Below are 16,192 nucleotides of genomic sequence, written 5' to 3'. Positions count from 1 at the left end.
TTGTCCGCCCCTCTCATCGAAATGCGCGGCATCACCAAGAGCTTCGGCGCCGTCACGGCGAATGAGGCTGTCGATCTAAGCGTCGCCCCAGGCGAGATCCTTGGTCTGCTCGGCGAAAACGGCGCCGGCAAGACGACGCTGATGAATGTGCTGTTCGGCGCCTATGCGCCGGATGCCGGCGAGATTCTGATCCGGGGCAAGACCGTGCGGATCACCAGTTCGGCGGATGCGCTGGCCGCCGGCATCGGCATGGTGCACCAGCATTTTCATTTGGCGCCAAGGCTGACGGTCCTGGAAAACCTTCTGATTGGCATTCCCGGCAAATCCGGCCGCATCGACCGCGCCGGCGGACTTGCCCGGTTGTCCGACATCAGCCGTCGGCATGGGCTGACGCTGGACCCCAACCTGCCTGTCTCCGCGCTGTCGGTCGGCGAGCAGCAGCGGCTTGAAATCGTCAAGGCGCTGTTTCGCGGCGCCAGGCTGTTGATCCTTGATGAGCCAACCGCGGTGTTGGCGCCGGGCGAGGTCGACGGGCTGTTTTCGGCGCTGCGCTCGATGGCGGCGCAGGGGCTCGGCATCATCTTCATCTCGCATAAATTGAACGAGGTGCGGGCGCTCACCCATCGCTGCACCGTATTGCGGCACGGCCGCGTCGCCGGCCGTGTCGACGATCCGGCGAACACGACATCGGCAGAAATGGCGCAGCTGATGTGCGGCCATGAGATCGTGCCGCCGGCAAGAGGACCTTCGACCCCAGGCGCGGCGGTGCTGACGCTCGACGGTATTTCCACCTCACGGCATTCGGGGACGCCGCTGCGCGATGTATCGCTTGCCGTTCGCGCGGGCGAAATCCTCGGCATTGCCGGGGTCTCCGGCAATGGCCAGCGGGCGCTGGCCGAGGTGATTTCCGGCACGCGCGCGCCCGACGCCGGCGCGATGACGATAGCCGGCAAACCTCTTACGCGGTTCTCGCCGCGCGAGGTGCAGGCGCTCGGCCTTGGCCGCATCCCGGAAGACCGTATGACGACCGGGCTGGTCACCAATCTGCCGCTCGCCGATTCCATGGTGTTGCCGCGCATTGGTACTGCGGCTTTCAGCAGCCGGGGCCTGCTCAAGCCAGATGCGATCCGCGCCTTCGCCGAAGAACAGATCAAGGCCTATGACATCAGGTGCCCCGGGCCGATGACCCGCGCCGGCGCGCTGTCGGGCGGCAATCTGCAGAAGGCGCTGCTGGCGCGCGAACTGGCTTTCGACCCGAAGGTGCTGATCGTCTCGCAGCCGACGCGCGGCCTCGACATCGGTGCCGCCCGCTTCATCCACGAAAAATTCCTCGACATGCGTGCCAAGGGCTGCGGGATCATCGTCATCGGCGAGGATCTCGAAGAGCTGCTGGTGCTCTGCGACCGCATCGCGGTGATGTATGAGGGCCGCATCGCCGGCACGCTGGACAGCGCCGATGCGACCATCGCGCGGCTTGGGCTGCTGATGACCGGGGCGGAGGGCAGAGCCTAGATGGACTTTCTCACTCGGTTCCTCGCAGAAACCTCAAATAATACTGCCCGCTTTTGGCTGACTTTAAGCGTCAGCGCTGCCCCTCACCTGCCTGCCGGCATCCTCTCCCCGTATAGAGACGGGGAGAGGGGCTCTCACCCATGGTTTCGCCAATCACCACAGCTGCAAGAGGGGAGTTGCATAGGGCCCAGATCCCTTCTCCCCGTGTCTATACGGGGAGAAGGTGCCGGCAGGCGGATGAAGGGCGGCGCGACCGTCTGGGCGGCGGAGGGGCATAGCTGATGTTCCGCCTCGAAGCCCGCAGTTCCACCCCCGCCTGGTTCAATCTCGCTTTGCCGCTGCTGGCCATCGGCGCAGCGCTGGTCCTGTGCAGCGGCCTCATCGCGCTGGCCGGCGCCGGCGTGCTTGAGGCCTATGGCGTGATGCTGTCGGCCTCGTTCGGCGACAGCTATGCCATCACCGAAACGCTGGTGCGCGCCGCCCCGATGATCTTCACCGGGCTGGCTGTGGCCGTCGCCTTCCGGGCCAAATTCTGGAACATCGGCGCCGAGGGCCAATTGCTGGCCGGCGCCGTGGCCAGCTGCTTCGTCGGCGCCATCCCAATGCCGGGCGCGCTGGCGATCCTGTCGATGGCGCTGGCGGGCGCTGCTGCCGGTGCCGGGGTAGCGCTGGTGCCCGCGACGCTCAGGGTCAAATTCAAGGTGGATGACGTCGTCAGCTCGCTGCTGCTCAACTCGGTCATCTACTATGCGCTGATGGCGCTGATCGAGGGGCCGTGGAAGGACTCGTTCAGCGGCTATCCGATCTCGCCGCCGATCGAGGATTCGGCGAATTTCCCGGTGCTGCTCGAAGGCACAAGGCTGCATCTGGGTGTCATCGCCGCGTTGATCGCAGCACCGTTGATCTGGTTCCTGATCGTGCGGACCACGCTCGGCTTCCGGATCAGGGTCACCGGCGAAAGCCCGGAAGCCGCCCGCTATGGCGGCATCCACGTCGAGCGGGTGCTGATTTCGACGGCGCTGCTGTCGGGCGCGCTGGCCGGGCTTGCCGGCGTAGGCGAGGTCGGCGGCGTGCATTTCCAGGTGATGAGCGACATTTCGCCGGGCTATGGCTATTCCGGCATCGTCGTTGCCATGCTGGCCAGGCTCAATCCGCTCGGCGTCGTACCGGCGGCGATCTTCCTGGCCGCCGTGATGACCGGCGCCGAAGCGATGTCGCGCGCCACCGGCGTGCCGGCGTTCCTCAGCGATGTCATCCAGGGCACGGCGCTGCTCGCCATGCTGGTGGCGCTGCTGTTCACGGCCTATCGCATCCGCCGCGTCGGCGCCTTATGAGCGCGGTGTTCGAACAGATTTTTCAGGTCGGCTTCCTCGCCGCCATTATCCGCATCGCCACGCCGTTGGCATTTGCCACGCTGGGCGAGATGTTCTCCGAGCGGGCCGGCGTGCTCAATCTCGGTATCGAAGGCATCATGCTGCTCTGCGCGATGACCGGCTTCACCGCCGCCAGCCTCAGCGGCAGCCTGTGGCTCGGCGTGCTGGCCGCGGTGTTGACCGGCATGGCGATGAGCGCGCTGCATGCGCTGTTCACGGTGGCGCTCGGCCTCAGCCAGCATGTCTGCGGCATCGGCGTTACTTTGTTCTCGTCCGGCCTTGCCTATTTCCTCTACCGTCTGACCTTCGGCCAGCAATCGGTGCCGCCCAGCATCAAGGGTTTTCAGACGGTGCCGATCCCGCTGCTGTCGAATATTCCGGTTCTGGGGTCAGCGGTTTTCAACCAGTTTGCGCTGGTCTACTTGGCAATCATTGCCATCCCGCTCGCTGCTTTCGTGCTCTACCGCACGCCTTGGGGGCTGTCGGTGCGGATGGTCGGCGAGAACCCGCGCGCCGCTGATTCCGCTGGGGTCAGCGTCATCGCCACGCGCTTCCAGGCGGTCATCCTCGGCGGTGCGCTGATGGGGCTTGCGGGCGCCTTCCTCACCATGGCACAGTTCAACGCCTTCACCTTTGGTGTGGTGTCGGGCCGTGGCTGGGTGGCGATCGCGCTGGTCGTGTTCGGCCGCTGGGACCCGTGGCGCTCTGCGGGCGCGGCGCTGCTGTTCGCCTTCGTCGATGCGCTACAATTGCGCATGCAGGCGAGCGGCCTCGGGCATATTCCCTATGAGGCGTTCTTGATGCTGCCCTTCATTTTCACCATCGTCGCGATGGCCGTGATGTCACGCAACGCGGTTGCGTCGTCGGCGCTGCTGAAGCCGTTTCGACGAGAAGAGCGGTAAGGCGAGTAGGACTTGGCGCCCTTCCTCTCCCCCGATCGACGGGGGAGAGGAAGGGCGCCAAGCCTGGGATACTCACATCGCCGTAAAACCATTATCGACAAACAGATGCGTCCCGTTAACGAAGCTGGACTCATCGCTGGCGAGGTACAGCGCTGCCTTGGCCACTTCCTCCGGCTCACCGATGCGGCCCTGCTGTGCGGCCAATGCGGCGTCCGACACGTCGACGCCGAGCTTGCCGAGATCGGCGACCTCGCGCAGGCCGTGCGGCGTGCGGATGAAGCCGGGACAGACGGCGTTGCAGCGTATGTTGCGGTCGCGGAATTCGACTGCGATGGCGCGCGCGAACATGTGGCAGGCGCCCTTGGTGGTGTCGTAGAGCACCTCCATGGGTGTGGCCGCCACAGCCGAGATCGACGAGGTGCAGACGATCGAACCGCCACCGGCAGCGATCATGCCCGGCAACACGGCGCGCGTCATCAGGAACATCGAGCGGACATTGACCGCATGCAGCCAGTCCCATTCCTGCACTGTCGTCTCCAGGAACGGCTTTATCACGATGGTGCCGGCATGGTTGAACAACACCGTGGCCGGGCCGAGCCTGGCAGTCGCCGCCTTCACTGCGGCCTCGACCTGCGCCTCGTCCGAGACGTCGGCCACCCAGTGTTCGGCGGTATGTCCCCGCGCGCGTATCGCCGCCGCAGTGGCTGCCGCCGCCTCGCCATTGCGGTCGATGATCGCCACCTTGGCGCCTTCGGCGGCGAACAATTCCGAGGCCGCTCCGCCCATTCCGGTCGCGCCGCCCGAGATGATTGCAATCTTGCCGGCTAGTCTTGTACCCATGTTCTGTTCCCCGTTCCCGATCGAAATAATCCGCATTTACGCCGGAATGGCGATGCTATCGCCTATGCAGACGTCGGCCAAGCTTGTCGCTCGCTTGTCTCCAACAGGGGTCTCCCAGCAATGCCAAACCAAATAATAAGGAATACTGAGAAAATCATTCTACATATCTCCAAAAAATAGCACTCGACAAAGTCTACTGATTTTATAGATTAATCCGCAAGACGGAGGTCGATATGTCCTATATCCAGAACGCCGAGACGGACCGCACCAGCCAGAGGCTGGCCAATAGCCAGGCTTTCCGCCCGGCCTATGCCGGCGCTTTCGCCTATCTCGTCTTTGCCCTTGCGTTCGTGTTCACCGGGGCAGTCGTGCTCGGCTTGATTCCCTGACCGATCAGGCCGAAAGGGTGGCGACCTAGCGCTTTCAGTGAGTGACCGGAGTTGATGAACCGAACGCGGACGCGCTTTGGCGCTGATGCTTGTTTTTACGCATGTCGTCGTCTCAAAACCGGGGGCGACATACATCCAACGTGATGGAGGAGATGGCAATGCCGATCGAGTTCACGCATGTTCCCGGTAAAACGCACGCCGCCGATGCCGGTTCGGCCGTACCGTTCTTCTATGATTTCGTCGAGACGGCGACCAAGCTGTCGCTGATCGAGGATTCCGGCTTCCAGAACATCGTCGTCGACGACCCGGCCGGGCTGTTGACCAATATGGACATCGCCGCCCAGGCGCTGGACCGCACCTCGTCGCTGGAAGTGGTGCTGACGCACTGGGCCGGCGTGATCGCGCCAGCCGTTGCGGCGCGGCAACTGGCGGCGCTCGACGCCAGGAGCGGCGGCCGGCTGGCGCTGAGGATGCTGAGCGAGCCGCTGGATGACGACGATGCCGAGATGCGTCCGGTCGGCCACACCGTGGTCTGGCAGCGCATCGACGAATATCTGGTGCTGCTGAAGCGGCTGTGGTCGAACGACCGGCCCTTCGACCATGAAGGTGCATTCTACAGCATCAAGGGTGGCTATGTGCCGCGCAAGGGGCCGCATGGCGTCGACGTGATCATCCGCATGGGTGGCCAGTCCGGCACCGCGCTCAAGGTCGCCGGCCGCCATGCCGACGTGTTTGAACTCACGGCTGGTTCGCTCGACGAGATCCGCCAGCTGATGGAACGGGCGCGCAGCGCCGCCGCCGAGCATGGCCGCGCCGGCAAGCTGCGTTTTGCGCTTCCGGTCCGGGTCCGCTCGGAGGGTGGCGCCTCTACCGTCGGCCACAAGGCGGTCGAACTTTCCGGACCACCGGCGCAGATCGCCCTGTCGCTGCTGCCCTATGCGGCGCTGGGCATCAGCGAGTTCATGATCGTCGGTGTCGACCGGCCGCGCGAGATCGCCAGCGTCGGCCGCGAGACGATCGCGCTCTTGCGCAACTCGCTGGCACGCCGGGAGGCGGAGGTGCCGCAGCCCGGCGCGTTTGCCTCGCGGGGCGGGTCGGATATTCACGCAGGGTGAATTTGCGGGTGGAATGAAAGCTATTTCGTAGCGTTCCTTCACACCCCCCTCTGCCCTGCCGGGCATCTCCCCCGCAAGGGGGGAGATTGGCAGCTTCGAGGTATCGCTCAGCTCTTCGACGTTGGAGAGTGGCGAAAGCGGTTGAGCACTTGATCTCCCTCCTTGCGGGGGAGATGGCCGGCAGGCCAGAGGGGGGTGCTGCCCCCCCAGCGTCAAATGGTTCCCAACGCCTTCGCTTTGGTAATCTAACCAGCTTTCCCACTCGACCGCTCCAGCGCCTCCAGCACCGCGCCAGATTCCGTCAGCGCACCAAACACCCCGTCCTCCACCGTCACCATATGCAGCGCCGCGTCATGCGCGTATTGGTCGCCGCTGGCGCAGGCGTCGGCGATGGTCAGGCACTGGAAATTGCGGTCGCAGGCCTCGCGCAGCGTCGTGTGCACGCAGACATCGGTCGTGCAGCCGGAAAAGATCAGATGGGTGATGCCGCGTGCGCGCAGCACAAGCTCCAGATCCGTATAGGTGAAGGCGCTGTTGCAGGTCTTGTCGACGATGATGTCGTGCGGCGCGACGTCGATCTCGGCGACGATCTGAAAGCCGTGGCCGGAGCGCAGCAGCACGTCGGTGCCTTCTAGACCCGCCCGCTTGCGGCGCCATCTCTCGTACGGCGTCATGTCGGCCATGTCGCCGCGATATCCCTGCCTGGTGTGAATGATGGTGAGGCCGGCCGCGCGTGCCGCTGATATCAGTCGGTTGACCGTAGGCAGGATGGCGCGCAGCGGCGCGGGGTCATAACCCTTCCTGGCGAAATAGCCGGTCGGCGAGAGGAAATCCTCCTGCAGGTCGATGACCAGCAGCGCGGTGTTTGCCGGCACCAGCCGGCCGTCATAGGGGAAATCGAACGGTATCGCCTTGATCATCGCAGCCTGCCTCAATTGCTGCTCGGCATCGTGGCCCAGCAACCCTGGGCCGTCCATCCCTCGGTGCGACGACACCAGGTAGACCGATGCCAGGACGATGTGCCGTTGAGACATCGCGCCCACAATCGTCGGCCAAAAAGCCATCTTGTTTGTTGACTACAAAGCTCATGTTTTATAGTCAAGCAGGGGCACTCGGCCGCCTGAATTGTTTTCCAGCGGCGGTGCCGCGTTTGAGAGAAGCCAGAATCCGTGGCTGGAGTTTTCGGGGTCGAGATGGGGGTGTTCCCGCATCCCGTCACCGGCCAGCCGATCGGTTACGTGCAATGACGAAGCGAGGACGAAGCGTGTCCAGAAATGGTTTGTTGGCGGCGCTGGCCGCGGTCATGCTGTCGGCCGGCAGCGCTGCTGCGCAAGAGCAGCCAAACACGCAGCCCAGGGTGACGACGGTGCCCGCTGCAGATCCCCAGTCGGCGCCAACCGTAGTCGAACAGCCCGCACCGGCTGCGCCTGTCGCGCCGGCTTCGCCAACTGCCGGGCAGGCGGCGCCGACCGCGCCCCAGCCGGCAAACCAGCCCGGTGCATCCGCGCAGGCCGAGCCTTCGGCAATATCGCTGACGCTGCCGCACGATCTGTCGCCCTGGGGCATGTTCATGGCCGCCGACATCATCGTCAAGGCGGTGATGATCGGGTTGGCCTTCGCCTCGCTCGTCACCTGGACGGTGTGGCTGGCCAAATCGCTGGAGATTCTCTTCGGCAAGCTCGGCGCCCGGCGCGCTGCGCGCGCCATCGGCAATGCCGCCACACTGCGCCAGGCCGGGCGCTCGCTTGGCAACAGTGGCGGCCCCGGTGCGCTTTTGGTGCGGGCAGCCGAGGAAGAGACTGCCCTTTCGGCCGGTGCGCTCGGCCATGTTACCGGCGACGGGCTGAAGGAACGCGTGACGTCGCGCCTGTCGCGCATCGAGGTGGCGGCGGCGCGGCGCATGTCGCGCGGCACCGGCGTGCTGGCGACGATCGGCTCGACGGCGCCCTTCGTGGGCTTGTTCGGCACCGTCTGGGGCATCATGAACGCCTTCATCGGCATCTCGCAGGCGCAGACCACCAACCTCGCGGTCGTCGCGCCCGGCATCGCCGAGGCGCTGCTCGCCACGGCGATGGGCCTGGTCGCGGCTATTCCCGCAGTGGTCATCTACAACCTCTTTGCAAGGTCGATAGCGGGCTACCGGCAGATTCTTGCCGATGCCTCGGCCGGGGTCGAACGGCTGGTCAGCCGCGATCTCGATTTCCGCACGGTGCCGCAGGCGCCCGCGCTGGCGGCGGAGTGATGGGCCATGGCGGCTAGTATTCGCGAGACTATCGACGGCGATCTCGAGGAAAGCCACGAGATCAATGTCACCCCGTTCATCGATGTCATCCTGGTGCTGCTGATCATCTTCATGGTCGCTGCACCCTTGGCGACAGTCGACGTCAATGTCGATCTGCCGGGTTCGACGGCGACGCCAGCACCCCGGCCGGAAACGCCGCTGTTCCTGACGCTGAAGGACGATCTGACGCTGGCGATCGGCAATGACAGCGTGCCGCGCCAGGCTTTTGCCTCCGTGCTCGACGGCAGAACCAAGGGCGATAAGCAGACCCGCATCTTCCTGCGTGCCGACAAGGCGGTCGGCTATGGCGAGTTGATGGAGGTGATGAACCTGCTGCGCGGCGCCGGTTATCTGAAGATCGCGCTGGTGGGGCTGGAGACGGTGCCGGCGGACGCATCCGCGGCGCACCGGGGCGCCGCCCCGTGACGCAACTGGCCGCCGCCGCACCCGCGGCCGACCCGCCACGCGCCGGCCTGCGCGAAATTGGCTTGTGGGCGGCTGCGGCCATTGTCATTGTCGGCGCGCATGTCGCGATCGCCTATGCCGTCCAGAGCTTCAGCCTGGCCAACATGGCCGATGGCGGCCCGCCGCCGGCTGTGGCTATCGAGCTGTCGCCGATGATGGTGGCGCCGGCGGTGCAGGAGGACTCGATGGCCGACGTGGTGACGCCTGAGCCGCCGAACCAGATCGAGGAGGCGGTTGCCGAACTGAAGCCCGTCGTGGAGCCCGAGCCCGGTCAGCCGGGGCCGGTCGCCGAGAAGACGGAAGCGGTTCAACCCGCCGCTCCGATCGAGACGGCAGCGGCCGAGCAGCCCGATCAATCGCCGCCGCTGGATGAGGTGGTGCCCGACATCGTCCCGACCATAGCGCCGGATGTGGTCATTCCGCCGCCCCAGACCAAGCCGGCGGAGACCAAGCCGGCGGAGACCAAGCCGATCGAGAAGGCGAAGAAGGCTGCCGAAAAACCCAAGCCGAAAGCAAAGAAAGAGAAGAAGGAAAAGGCCGCGCCGGCGAAAGCGGTCGTGACCGCCAGTGTCGATCAAAAGGCAGCGGCGAAGGCGTCGGCGCCGAAGGCTTCGCAATCGAGTGGATCATCAGTCAGTGCAAGCAAATGGAACTCCCAGCTGATCGGATGGATCAATCGGCACAAGCGCTACCCGAGCGCGGCAAGGTCGCGGCGCGCCGTGGGTACCGCAAATGTGACCTTCGTCGTCAGCGCTTCGGGCAAGGTGACCTCCGTCCGGCTGACCCGATCTTCGGGGGACGCCGATCTCGATCGCGCCGCGCTCGGCATTCTGCAGGGTGCGACGGTGCCCGCGCCACCGCCTGAGAAGGCCGGTACGGCTGTCGTGGCGCCTTTGATGTTCACGCTGCGGAACTAGAAGCAGCCGGACAAGGCCGATCCCATGACCACGTACTTTCCCGCTTGACTGACCCGCCGGACCGAATACGCTAGCGCAAAATACCGGCCTTGGTCGCCGGGCGGCAAATATGCCTCGTATGCCTCGCCCTCCGGCGCTGGCTGCGGGGCATTGTCATTTCTGAGGATCGGTTTGAAACGGCGTATCGAGATCGGCATCCTGTATTCCCGCTCGGGCAGCTACCAGTTGGTCTCCGATGCGTGCCGGATGGGCGCCACGCGCGCCATCGCCGACATCAATCTCGATCGGAGCTATGGCATCGAACTGGTTCCGGTCGAGCGCGATCCGCAAAGTAATGCCGATCGCTACGCGACTTTGTGCGAGGACATTTTCAGGACCAGCAGCGCGCGCCATGTCGTCGGTTGCGTCACCTCGTGGAGCCGCAAGGAAACCATCCCGGTGCTGGAGAAGGCCGGCGGCATGCTCTGGTATGCCTGCCCCTATGAAGGGTTCGAGGCCAACGAGCATGTCGTCTACATGCACGCCTGCCCCAACCAGCATCTGGTTCCGCTGATGGCGCATGTCGTGCCGCGTTTCGGCGCCAACGGCTTCCTGCTCGGCTCGAACTACATTTGGGGCTGGGAGATGAACCGCGTGGCGCGCGACCTGATCGCGGATGCCGGCGGCAAAGTGCTGGGCGAGCGCTATCTGCGCATCGGCGAGACCGACGTGTCGCGGTTGATCGCGGAAATCCGGGCGACGAGGCCGAGCTTCATCCTCAACAATCTGATCGGCACCTCGTCGTATGCCTTCCTGGCGGCTTACCGCGAGTTGGGCGATGAGGATGCGGCATTCAGGCCGGAAAACTGCCCCGTCATCTCCTGCAACCTCACGGAAGGCGAGTTGCCGGCGATCGGCGAGACAGGGAAAGGGCATCTGTCGGTCGGGCCCTATTTCGCGCCCCGGCCGGCTGCCTTCGCTTCGTCCTTCGAGGCCTCCGCCTATGCCTCGGTGCAGGTGATGGCCGACGTGCTGTCGCGCAACACTGATGCCGGCCCGGCGGAATTTTCCAAGGCCTTCGCCGAGCGGCGCTTCTCCACCCGGCTCGGGCCGATCGCCATCGACGCCCACTCCCAGCACGCGACGCTGCCAGTGATCATCGGCCGGATCGCCGATGGCTTCTTCGAGGTCGTCAGCCAGGAGGATGAGGTCGCGCCGGATCCCTATCTGTCGCGCTACGACCCCGCCAAGACATTCGGCCGTCCGCGTCTGAGGGTGGTGTCATGACGCGGACGCGCATCCCCAATCTCGGCGGCGCGCGGGCTTTCATCCTGCATCGCCCGCATCCGACGGTGCAGGCCATCACCAGGCAATTGTCGGCCATCGGCCTGGCTACGATCGACTGCTGGCCGGAATTGCCGCCGGAAGCTCTCGCCGCCGATTTCGTCTTCTTCGATGCCGATCTCGGTTTCGACGAGCAGTTCCCGTGGGAAGCCGGTGAGGCGCCGATGCCGCTGGTGGCGCTGATCGGTTCCGAGGCGCCGGGGCGTATCGAATGGGCGCTGTCGCACAAGGCCGATGCGCAGCTGCTGAAGCCGGTCGGCAATGCCGGTGTGTACAGCGCATTGCTGATCGCAAGGCAGAGCTTCGAGGCACGCAAGCATTTAGCCGGCGAGATAGCGTCGCTGCGCCAGCGCGTCGCCGAGCGCCAGACCATTGTGCGCGCGGTGACGGCGCTGTCGAAAGGCAGCGATGACGAGCGTGCCTATGCACAACTGCGATCGCTGGCGATGAGCTGGCAGATCAGCGTCGAGGATGCCGCGCGCAGGATCGTGGCAATGACGGATGAGGAAGGCGGCGATGACCAGTCCCATCGCGCCTGATCTCCCGGTACGCATGCCGGCAAAACCGCGCGCCGGCGTCTGGCGTCGGCTGGTCAAACGCCGCCTGGCGCTGCTCGGGCTGGTCATCGTCGCCATTGTTGTCGCCGGCGCCGTGCTGGCGCCCCGGCTGACCGGCTACGATCCCAACGAGCAGATGTTCGACGGCCTGACCATCGAGGGCTCGCCGCTGCCGCCCAGCGCCCAGTATTGGCTCGGCACCGACCTGCTCGGACGTGACCTCTTGACCCGCATCCTCTACGGCGCCCGCACCTCGCTGATCATCGGCATCGTCGCCAATGGCGTGGCGCTTTTGATCGGCACTTTGGTGGGCGTCACCGCAGGCTATTTCCGCGGCTGGATCGGCAGTGCGCTGATGCGCTTCACCGATCTGATGATGGCGTTCCCGGCGCTGCTGCTCGCCATCTGCCTGGCGGCAGTGTTTCAGCCGAGTCTGTGGATCGTCGCCATGGTCATCGCGCTGGTCAACTGGGTGCAGACGGCGCGTGTCATCTACACCGAGACCTCATCGCTGGCCGAGCGCGAGTTCATCGATGCCGAGCGCAGCATCGGGGCGAGTGCGCCGCGCATCCTATTTCGCCACATCCTGCCGCATCTGCTGCCGACCATCATCGTCTGGGGCACGCTCGGCATCTCGACCACGGTTCTGCTCGAGGCGACGCTTTCCTTCCTCGGCATCGGTGTGCAGCCGCCGACCGCGTCGTGGGGCAACATCATTTTCGAGAACCAGACCTATTTCCAGGCCGCCCCCTGGCTGGTGTTCTTCCCCGGCGCCGCAATCCTGGCGTTGGCGCTGGCCTTCAACCTGATCGGCGACGCATTGCGCGACATCCTCGATCCGACGCAAAGGGGCCGGGAATAATGGGGGGCCGGTCATGATCGCCTATCTCGGTCGCCGGCTGATCCAGTCGCTGCTCATCCTGGTTGGCGTCTCGCTGATCACTTTTGCGCTGCTCTACCTCTTGCCGGCCGACCCGGTGCGGCAGATCGCCGGCCGCAGTGCCACGCCGCAGACGGTGGAAAACATCCGCCAGCAACTCGGCCTCGACCAGCCTTTCGTGGTCCAGTACTGGCACTATCTGACGAAGCTACTCAGCGGCGATCTCGGCCGCTCCTACATCCAGCGCTCGGAGGTCACCGAACTCATCGTCTCGCGGCTGCCGGCCAGCCTGCTTTTGATGGTCGGCGCCATCCTTTGCGAATTGCTGATCGGGCTCTCGATGGGGCTGATCGCCGCCGTCAAGCGCGGCTCCGCCACCGACCAGACCCTGATGGTGGCCTCCTTCGTCGGCGTCTCGGCGCCGCAATTCGTCGTCGGCTTGTTGCTGCTCTACGTCTTTGCCGTGCGGCTAAGCTGGTTTCCGATCGGCGGCTACGGCACATGGCGCCATCTGGTGCTGCCGTCGCTGACCATGGGCATACTCGGCGCCGGCTGGTACGCGCGCATGATGCGCTCGTCGATGATTGACGTCCTGCGCCAGGATTATGTCCGCACGGCGCGGGCCAAGGGCCTGGCGCGCAGCGCCATCATATTCCGCCACGCACTGCCGAATGCCATCCTGCCGGTCATCGCCATGATCGGCATCGACATCGGCATCTTCATGGGCGGCATCGTCGTCGTCGAAAGCGTGTTCGGCTGGCCGGGTATCGGTCAGCTGGCGTGGCAGGCGATCCAGCGCGTCGACATTCCGATCATCATGGGCGTCACGCTGGTCTCGGCCTTCGCCATCGTGCTCGGCAATCTGCTCGCCGACATCATCGCGCCGTTCATCGATCCCCGCATCAAGCTCAGATGAAAATGAAACAGAGAAAGGGAACACAACAATGAAAAAGTTTCTCGCATCCACAGTCGCGGCATCGGCCTTGGCCCTCATGCTCGGCATGACAAGCGTCCGCGCCGAAGACACGGTCGATCCCAACGCCAAGCAAGGCGGCGCCATCACCATCACCTACAAGGACGATGTTGCGACCCTCGATCCGGCGATCGGCTATGACTGGCAGAACTGGTCGATGATCAAGAGCCTGTTCGATGGGCTGATGGATTACGAGCCGGGCACCACCAATTTGAAGCCCGATCTGGCAGAAAGCTACGAGATTTCGCCCGACGGCCAGACCTTCACCTTCAAGCTGCGCCATGGCGTGAAATTCCACAATGGCCGCGAGATGACGGCCGACGACGTGAAATATTCGCTCGACCGCGTCACCAATCCGAAGACGCAGAGCCCCGGCGCCGGCTTCTTCGGCTCGATCAAGGGCTATGACGATGTCGCCGTCGGCAAGGCCGAAGGCCTTTCCGGCGTCACCGTCGTCGATCCCTACACGGTGAAGTTCGAGCTGACCCGGCCCGACGCCACCTTCCTGCATGTCATGGCCATCAATTTCGCCCATGTCGTGCCGAAGGAAGAGGTCGAGAAATATGGCGCCGATTTCGGCAAGCATCCGGTGGGCACCGGCGCCTTCAAGCTCGCCGAGTGGACACTCGGCCAACGCATCGTCTTCGAGCGCAATGCGGATTACTGGCACAAGGGCCTGCCACATCTCGACAAGATCACCTTCGAGATCGGCCAGGAACCGATCGTGGCGCTGCTGCGCTTGCAGAAGGGCGAGATCGATGTGCCCGGCGACGGCATTCCGCCGGCAAAATTCCAGGAGGTGATGGCCGATCCCGAGCAGAAGGCGCGCGTCGTCGAAGGCGGTCAGCTGCACACCGGCTACGTCACCATGAACACCACCATGGCGCCGTTCGACAATGTGAAGGTGCGTCAGGCCGTCAACATGGCGCTCAACAAGGCGCGCATCATCCAGATCATCAACGGCCGCGCCGTGCCGGCCAACCAGCCGCTGCCGCCGTCGATGCCGGGCTACGACAAGGAATACAAAGGTTATCCCTATGACGTAGCCAAGGCCAAGGCGCTGCTGGCCGAGGCCGGTCATCCCGATGGTTTCGACACGCAGCTGTTCGCCATGAACACCGATCCCAACCCGCGCATTGCCCAGGCGATCCAGCAGGACCTGGCGGCCATCGGCATCAAGGCCAGCATCCAGTCGCTGGCGCAGGCCAATGTCATCGCCGCCGGCGGTGACAAGGCCGGCGCGCCGATGATCTGGTCGGGCGGCATGGCCTGGATCGCCGACTTCCCCGATCCGTCGAATTTCTACGGCCCGATCCTCGGCTGCGCCGGCGCGGTGCCGGGCGGCTGGAACTGGTCGTGGTACTGCAACAAGGACCTCGACGCCAAGGCGGCCGAGGCGGATTCTGTGGTCGACCCGGCAAAGGCCGGCGAACGCGACAAGATGTGGAGCGCCATCTACGACAAGGTGATGGAAGACGCGCCCTGGGCGCCGGTCTTCAACGAACAGCGCTTCACCATGAAATCCGCCCGAATGGGCGGCGCCGACAACCTCTATGTCGACCCGGTCCATATCCCGATCAACTATGACAATGTGTACGTAAAAGATGTGCAATAGCTGCGACTACACCATCCATGGGCGCCATCACCATTTCGGCTGGGACAATTCCTTTGTCCCGGCCGAGCGGGTGGCGCCCGGCGCGACCATCGAGTTCCAGTGCCTCGATGCCGCCGGCGGCCAGCTGAACGCCGACAGCACGGTCGCCGAAATTGTCAAGCTCGACTTCGCCGGGGTCAACCCGGTGACCGGGCCGATCTTCGTCGAGGGCGCCGAGCCGGGTGACGCGCTCAAGGTGACGATCGAGATGTTCAAACCGTCCGGCTTCGGTTGGACGGCGAACATTCCCGGTTTCGGCCTGCTCGCCGACGACTTCACGGAACCGGCGCTGAACATCTGGAAATACGATGCAGCCGCGCTCGAACCGGCGCTGTTCGGGAAAAACGCGCGCGTGCCACTGAAGCCGTTCGCCGGCACCATCGGCAATGCGCCGGCTGAGATGGGGCTTCACTCGGTGGTGCCGCCACGGCGGGTCGGCGGCAATCTCGACATCCGCGATCTCGCTGCCGGCACGACGCTCTATCTGCCGGTTGAGGTGGCCGGCGCGCTGTTCTCGGTCGGCGATACGCACGCCGCACAAGGCGATGGCGAGGTCTGCGGCACGGCGATCGAGAGCCCGATGGACGTCGTGCTCAAGCTCGACCTTGTCAAGGACGCCAGGCTGAAGACGCCGCGCTTCACCACGCCGGGCCCGGTGACGCGCCATCTCGACGCCAAGGGTTACGAGGTGACGACGGGGATTGGGCCGGATCTGATGGCGGGCGCGAAGGAGGCGGTGGCGCAGATGGTCGATCTGCTCGCTGGGCGTTACCAGATCGATCCGGTCGAGGCCTATATGCTGGCCTCGGTGTGTGGTGATCTGCGCATCAGCGAGATCGTCGACATGCCGAATTGGGTGGTGTCGTTCTATTTTCCGCGTTGCGTGTTTGAATGATGTCAGGTCGGCGCTGCACCCCCACCCCGCTGCTTCGCAGCGACCCTCCCCACAAGGCGGAGGGTAAAGCGCTGCCGCCCTACCTCCCCCTTGTGGGGAGGTCGGACCGGACGTCC

General features: G+C 64.8%; 16 protein-coding genes. 14 read left to right on the top strand and 2 right to left on the bottom strand.

Going from position 1 to position 16,192, the window contains the following annotated elements; all coding sequences use genetic code 11:
• From AC3EMP_RS02755 to AC3EMP_RS02745, 3 genes are all read left to right on the top strand, one after another.
• Positions 1 to 1,512, top strand: coding sequence for an ABC transporter ATP-binding protein (locus tag AC3EMP_RS02755; RefSeq protein WP_352597687.1), 1,512 nt, complete (start codon positions 1 to 3; stop codon positions 1,510 to 1,512).
• Between the two features lie 281 nt (positions 1,513 to 1,793).
• Positions 1,794 to 2,846 (top strand): ABC transporter permease, encoded by a 1,053-nt coding sequence (locus tag AC3EMP_RS02750; protein WP_352597685.1) that lies wholly within the window; start codon positions 1,794 to 1,796, stop codon positions 2,844 to 2,846.
• Positions 2,843 to 3,787 (top strand): ABC transporter permease, encoded by a 945-nt coding sequence (locus tag AC3EMP_RS02745; protein ID WP_352713075.1) that lies wholly within the window; start codon positions 2,843 to 2,845, stop codon positions 3,785 to 3,787. Before AC3EMP_RS02750 ends, AC3EMP_RS02745 begins: the two co-directional genes overlap by 4 nt.
• A gap of 72 nt (positions 3,788 to 3,859) precedes the next feature.
• On the opposite strand, the gene AC3EMP_RS02740 is transcribed toward AC3EMP_RS02745, so the two are convergent.
• The gene (locus tag AC3EMP_RS02740) at positions 3,860 to 4,627 is read right to left on the bottom strand and encodes an SDR family NAD(P)-dependent oxidoreductase (protein ID WP_352597747.1); all 768 of its coding nucleotides are present in this window, start codon (positions 4,625 to 4,627) and stop codon (positions 3,860 to 3,862) included.
• A gap of 233 nt (positions 4,628 to 4,860) precedes the next feature.
• On the opposite strand from AC3EMP_RS02740, the gene AC3EMP_RS02735 reads away from it, so the two are divergent.
• Positions 4,861 to 5,016: a hypothetical protein gene (locus AC3EMP_RS02735; protein WP_023670454.1), complete on the top strand. Its 156-nt coding sequence runs from the start codon at positions 4,861 to 4,863 to the stop codon at positions 5,014 to 5,016.
• 158 nt (positions 5,017 to 5,174) lie between these two features.
• Entirely contained in the window at positions 5,175 to 6,131 is a 957-nt protein-coding gene (locus AC3EMP_RS02730) for an LLM class flavin-dependent oxidoreductase (protein WP_352597745.1), read from the top strand.
• A gap of 245 nt (positions 6,132 to 6,376) precedes the next feature.
• Here AC3EMP_RS02730 and AC3EMP_RS02725 read toward each other — a convergent pair whose 3' ends face one another.
• The gene (locus tag AC3EMP_RS02725; RefSeq protein ID WP_352597749.1) at positions 6,377 to 7,051 is read right to left on the bottom strand and encodes a cysteine hydrolase family protein; all 675 of its coding nucleotides are present in this window, start codon (positions 7,049 to 7,051) and stop codon (positions 6,377 to 6,379) included.
• Between the two features lie 344 nt (positions 7,052 to 7,395).
• On the opposite strand from AC3EMP_RS02725, the gene exbB reads away from it, so the two are divergent.
• The 9 genes from exbB (at position 7,396) to AC3EMP_RS02680 (ending at position 16,076) form a co-directional block, all read left to right on the top strand.
• Positions 7,396 to 8,373: a tonB-system energizer ExbB gene (gene exbB, locus AC3EMP_RS02720; RefSeq protein WP_352597743.1), complete on the top strand. Its 978-nt coding sequence runs from the start codon at positions 7,396 to 7,398 to the stop codon at positions 8,371 to 8,373.
• 6 nt (positions 8,374 to 8,379) lie between these two features.
• Positions 8,380 to 8,838: a TonB system transport protein ExbD gene (gene exbD / locus AC3EMP_RS02715; protein ID WP_352597741.1), complete on the top strand. Its 459-nt coding sequence runs from the start codon at positions 8,380 to 8,382 to the stop codon at positions 8,836 to 8,838.
• Positions 8,835 to 9,794, top strand: a complete 960-nt coding sequence (locus AC3EMP_RS02710; RefSeq protein WP_023713408.1) for an energy transducer TonB family protein — start codon at positions 8,835 to 8,837, stop codon at positions 9,792 to 9,794. The genes exbD and AC3EMP_RS02710 overlap by 4 nt, the downstream gene beginning before the upstream one ends.
• A 171-nt stretch (positions 9,795 to 9,965) precedes the next feature.
• Positions 9,966 to 11,060, top strand: coding sequence for a transporter substrate-binding protein (locus tag AC3EMP_RS02705; protein WP_023698725.1), 1,095 nt, complete (start codon positions 9,966 to 9,968; stop codon positions 11,058 to 11,060).
• Positions 11,057 to 11,656: an ANTAR domain-containing response regulator gene (locus AC3EMP_RS02700; protein ID WP_023693236.1), complete on the top strand. Its 600-nt coding sequence runs from the start codon at positions 11,057 to 11,059 to the stop codon at positions 11,654 to 11,656. The genes AC3EMP_RS02705 and AC3EMP_RS02700 overlap by 4 nt, the downstream gene beginning before the upstream one ends.
• Positions 11,634 to 12,536: an ABC transporter permease gene (locus tag AC3EMP_RS02695; RefSeq protein ID WP_023693235.1), complete on the top strand. Its 903-nt coding sequence runs from the start codon at positions 11,634 to 11,636 to the stop codon at positions 12,534 to 12,536. Before AC3EMP_RS02700 ends, AC3EMP_RS02695 begins: the two co-directional genes overlap by 23 nt.
• Positions 12,537 to 12,549: 13 nt before the next feature.
• A complete protein-coding gene (locus AC3EMP_RS02690) occupies positions 12,550 to 13,470 on the top strand; it encodes an ABC transporter permease (protein ID WP_352712178.1) in 921 nt (306 codons plus the stop codon).
• Positions 13,471 to 13,546: 76 nt separating this feature from the next.
• Positions 13,547 to 15,142: an ABC transporter substrate-binding protein gene (locus AC3EMP_RS02685; protein ID WP_488494722.1), complete on the top strand. Its 1,596-nt coding sequence runs from the start codon at positions 13,547 to 13,549 to the stop codon at positions 15,140 to 15,142.
• The gene (locus AC3EMP_RS02680) at positions 15,132 to 16,076 is read left to right on the top strand and encodes an acetamidase/formamidase family protein (RefSeq protein ID WP_023668593.1); all 945 of its coding nucleotides are present in this window, start codon (positions 15,132 to 15,134) and stop codon (positions 16,074 to 16,076) included. Before AC3EMP_RS02685 ends, AC3EMP_RS02680 begins: the two co-directional genes overlap by 11 nt.
• The last annotated feature ends 116 nt before the right edge of the window (positions 16,077 to 16,192 follow it).

The sequence above is a fragment of the Mesorhizobium sp. P160219 genome (genome assembly GCF_057786095.1).
This window is presented reverse-complemented; position numbering and strand designations above follow the sequence as displayed.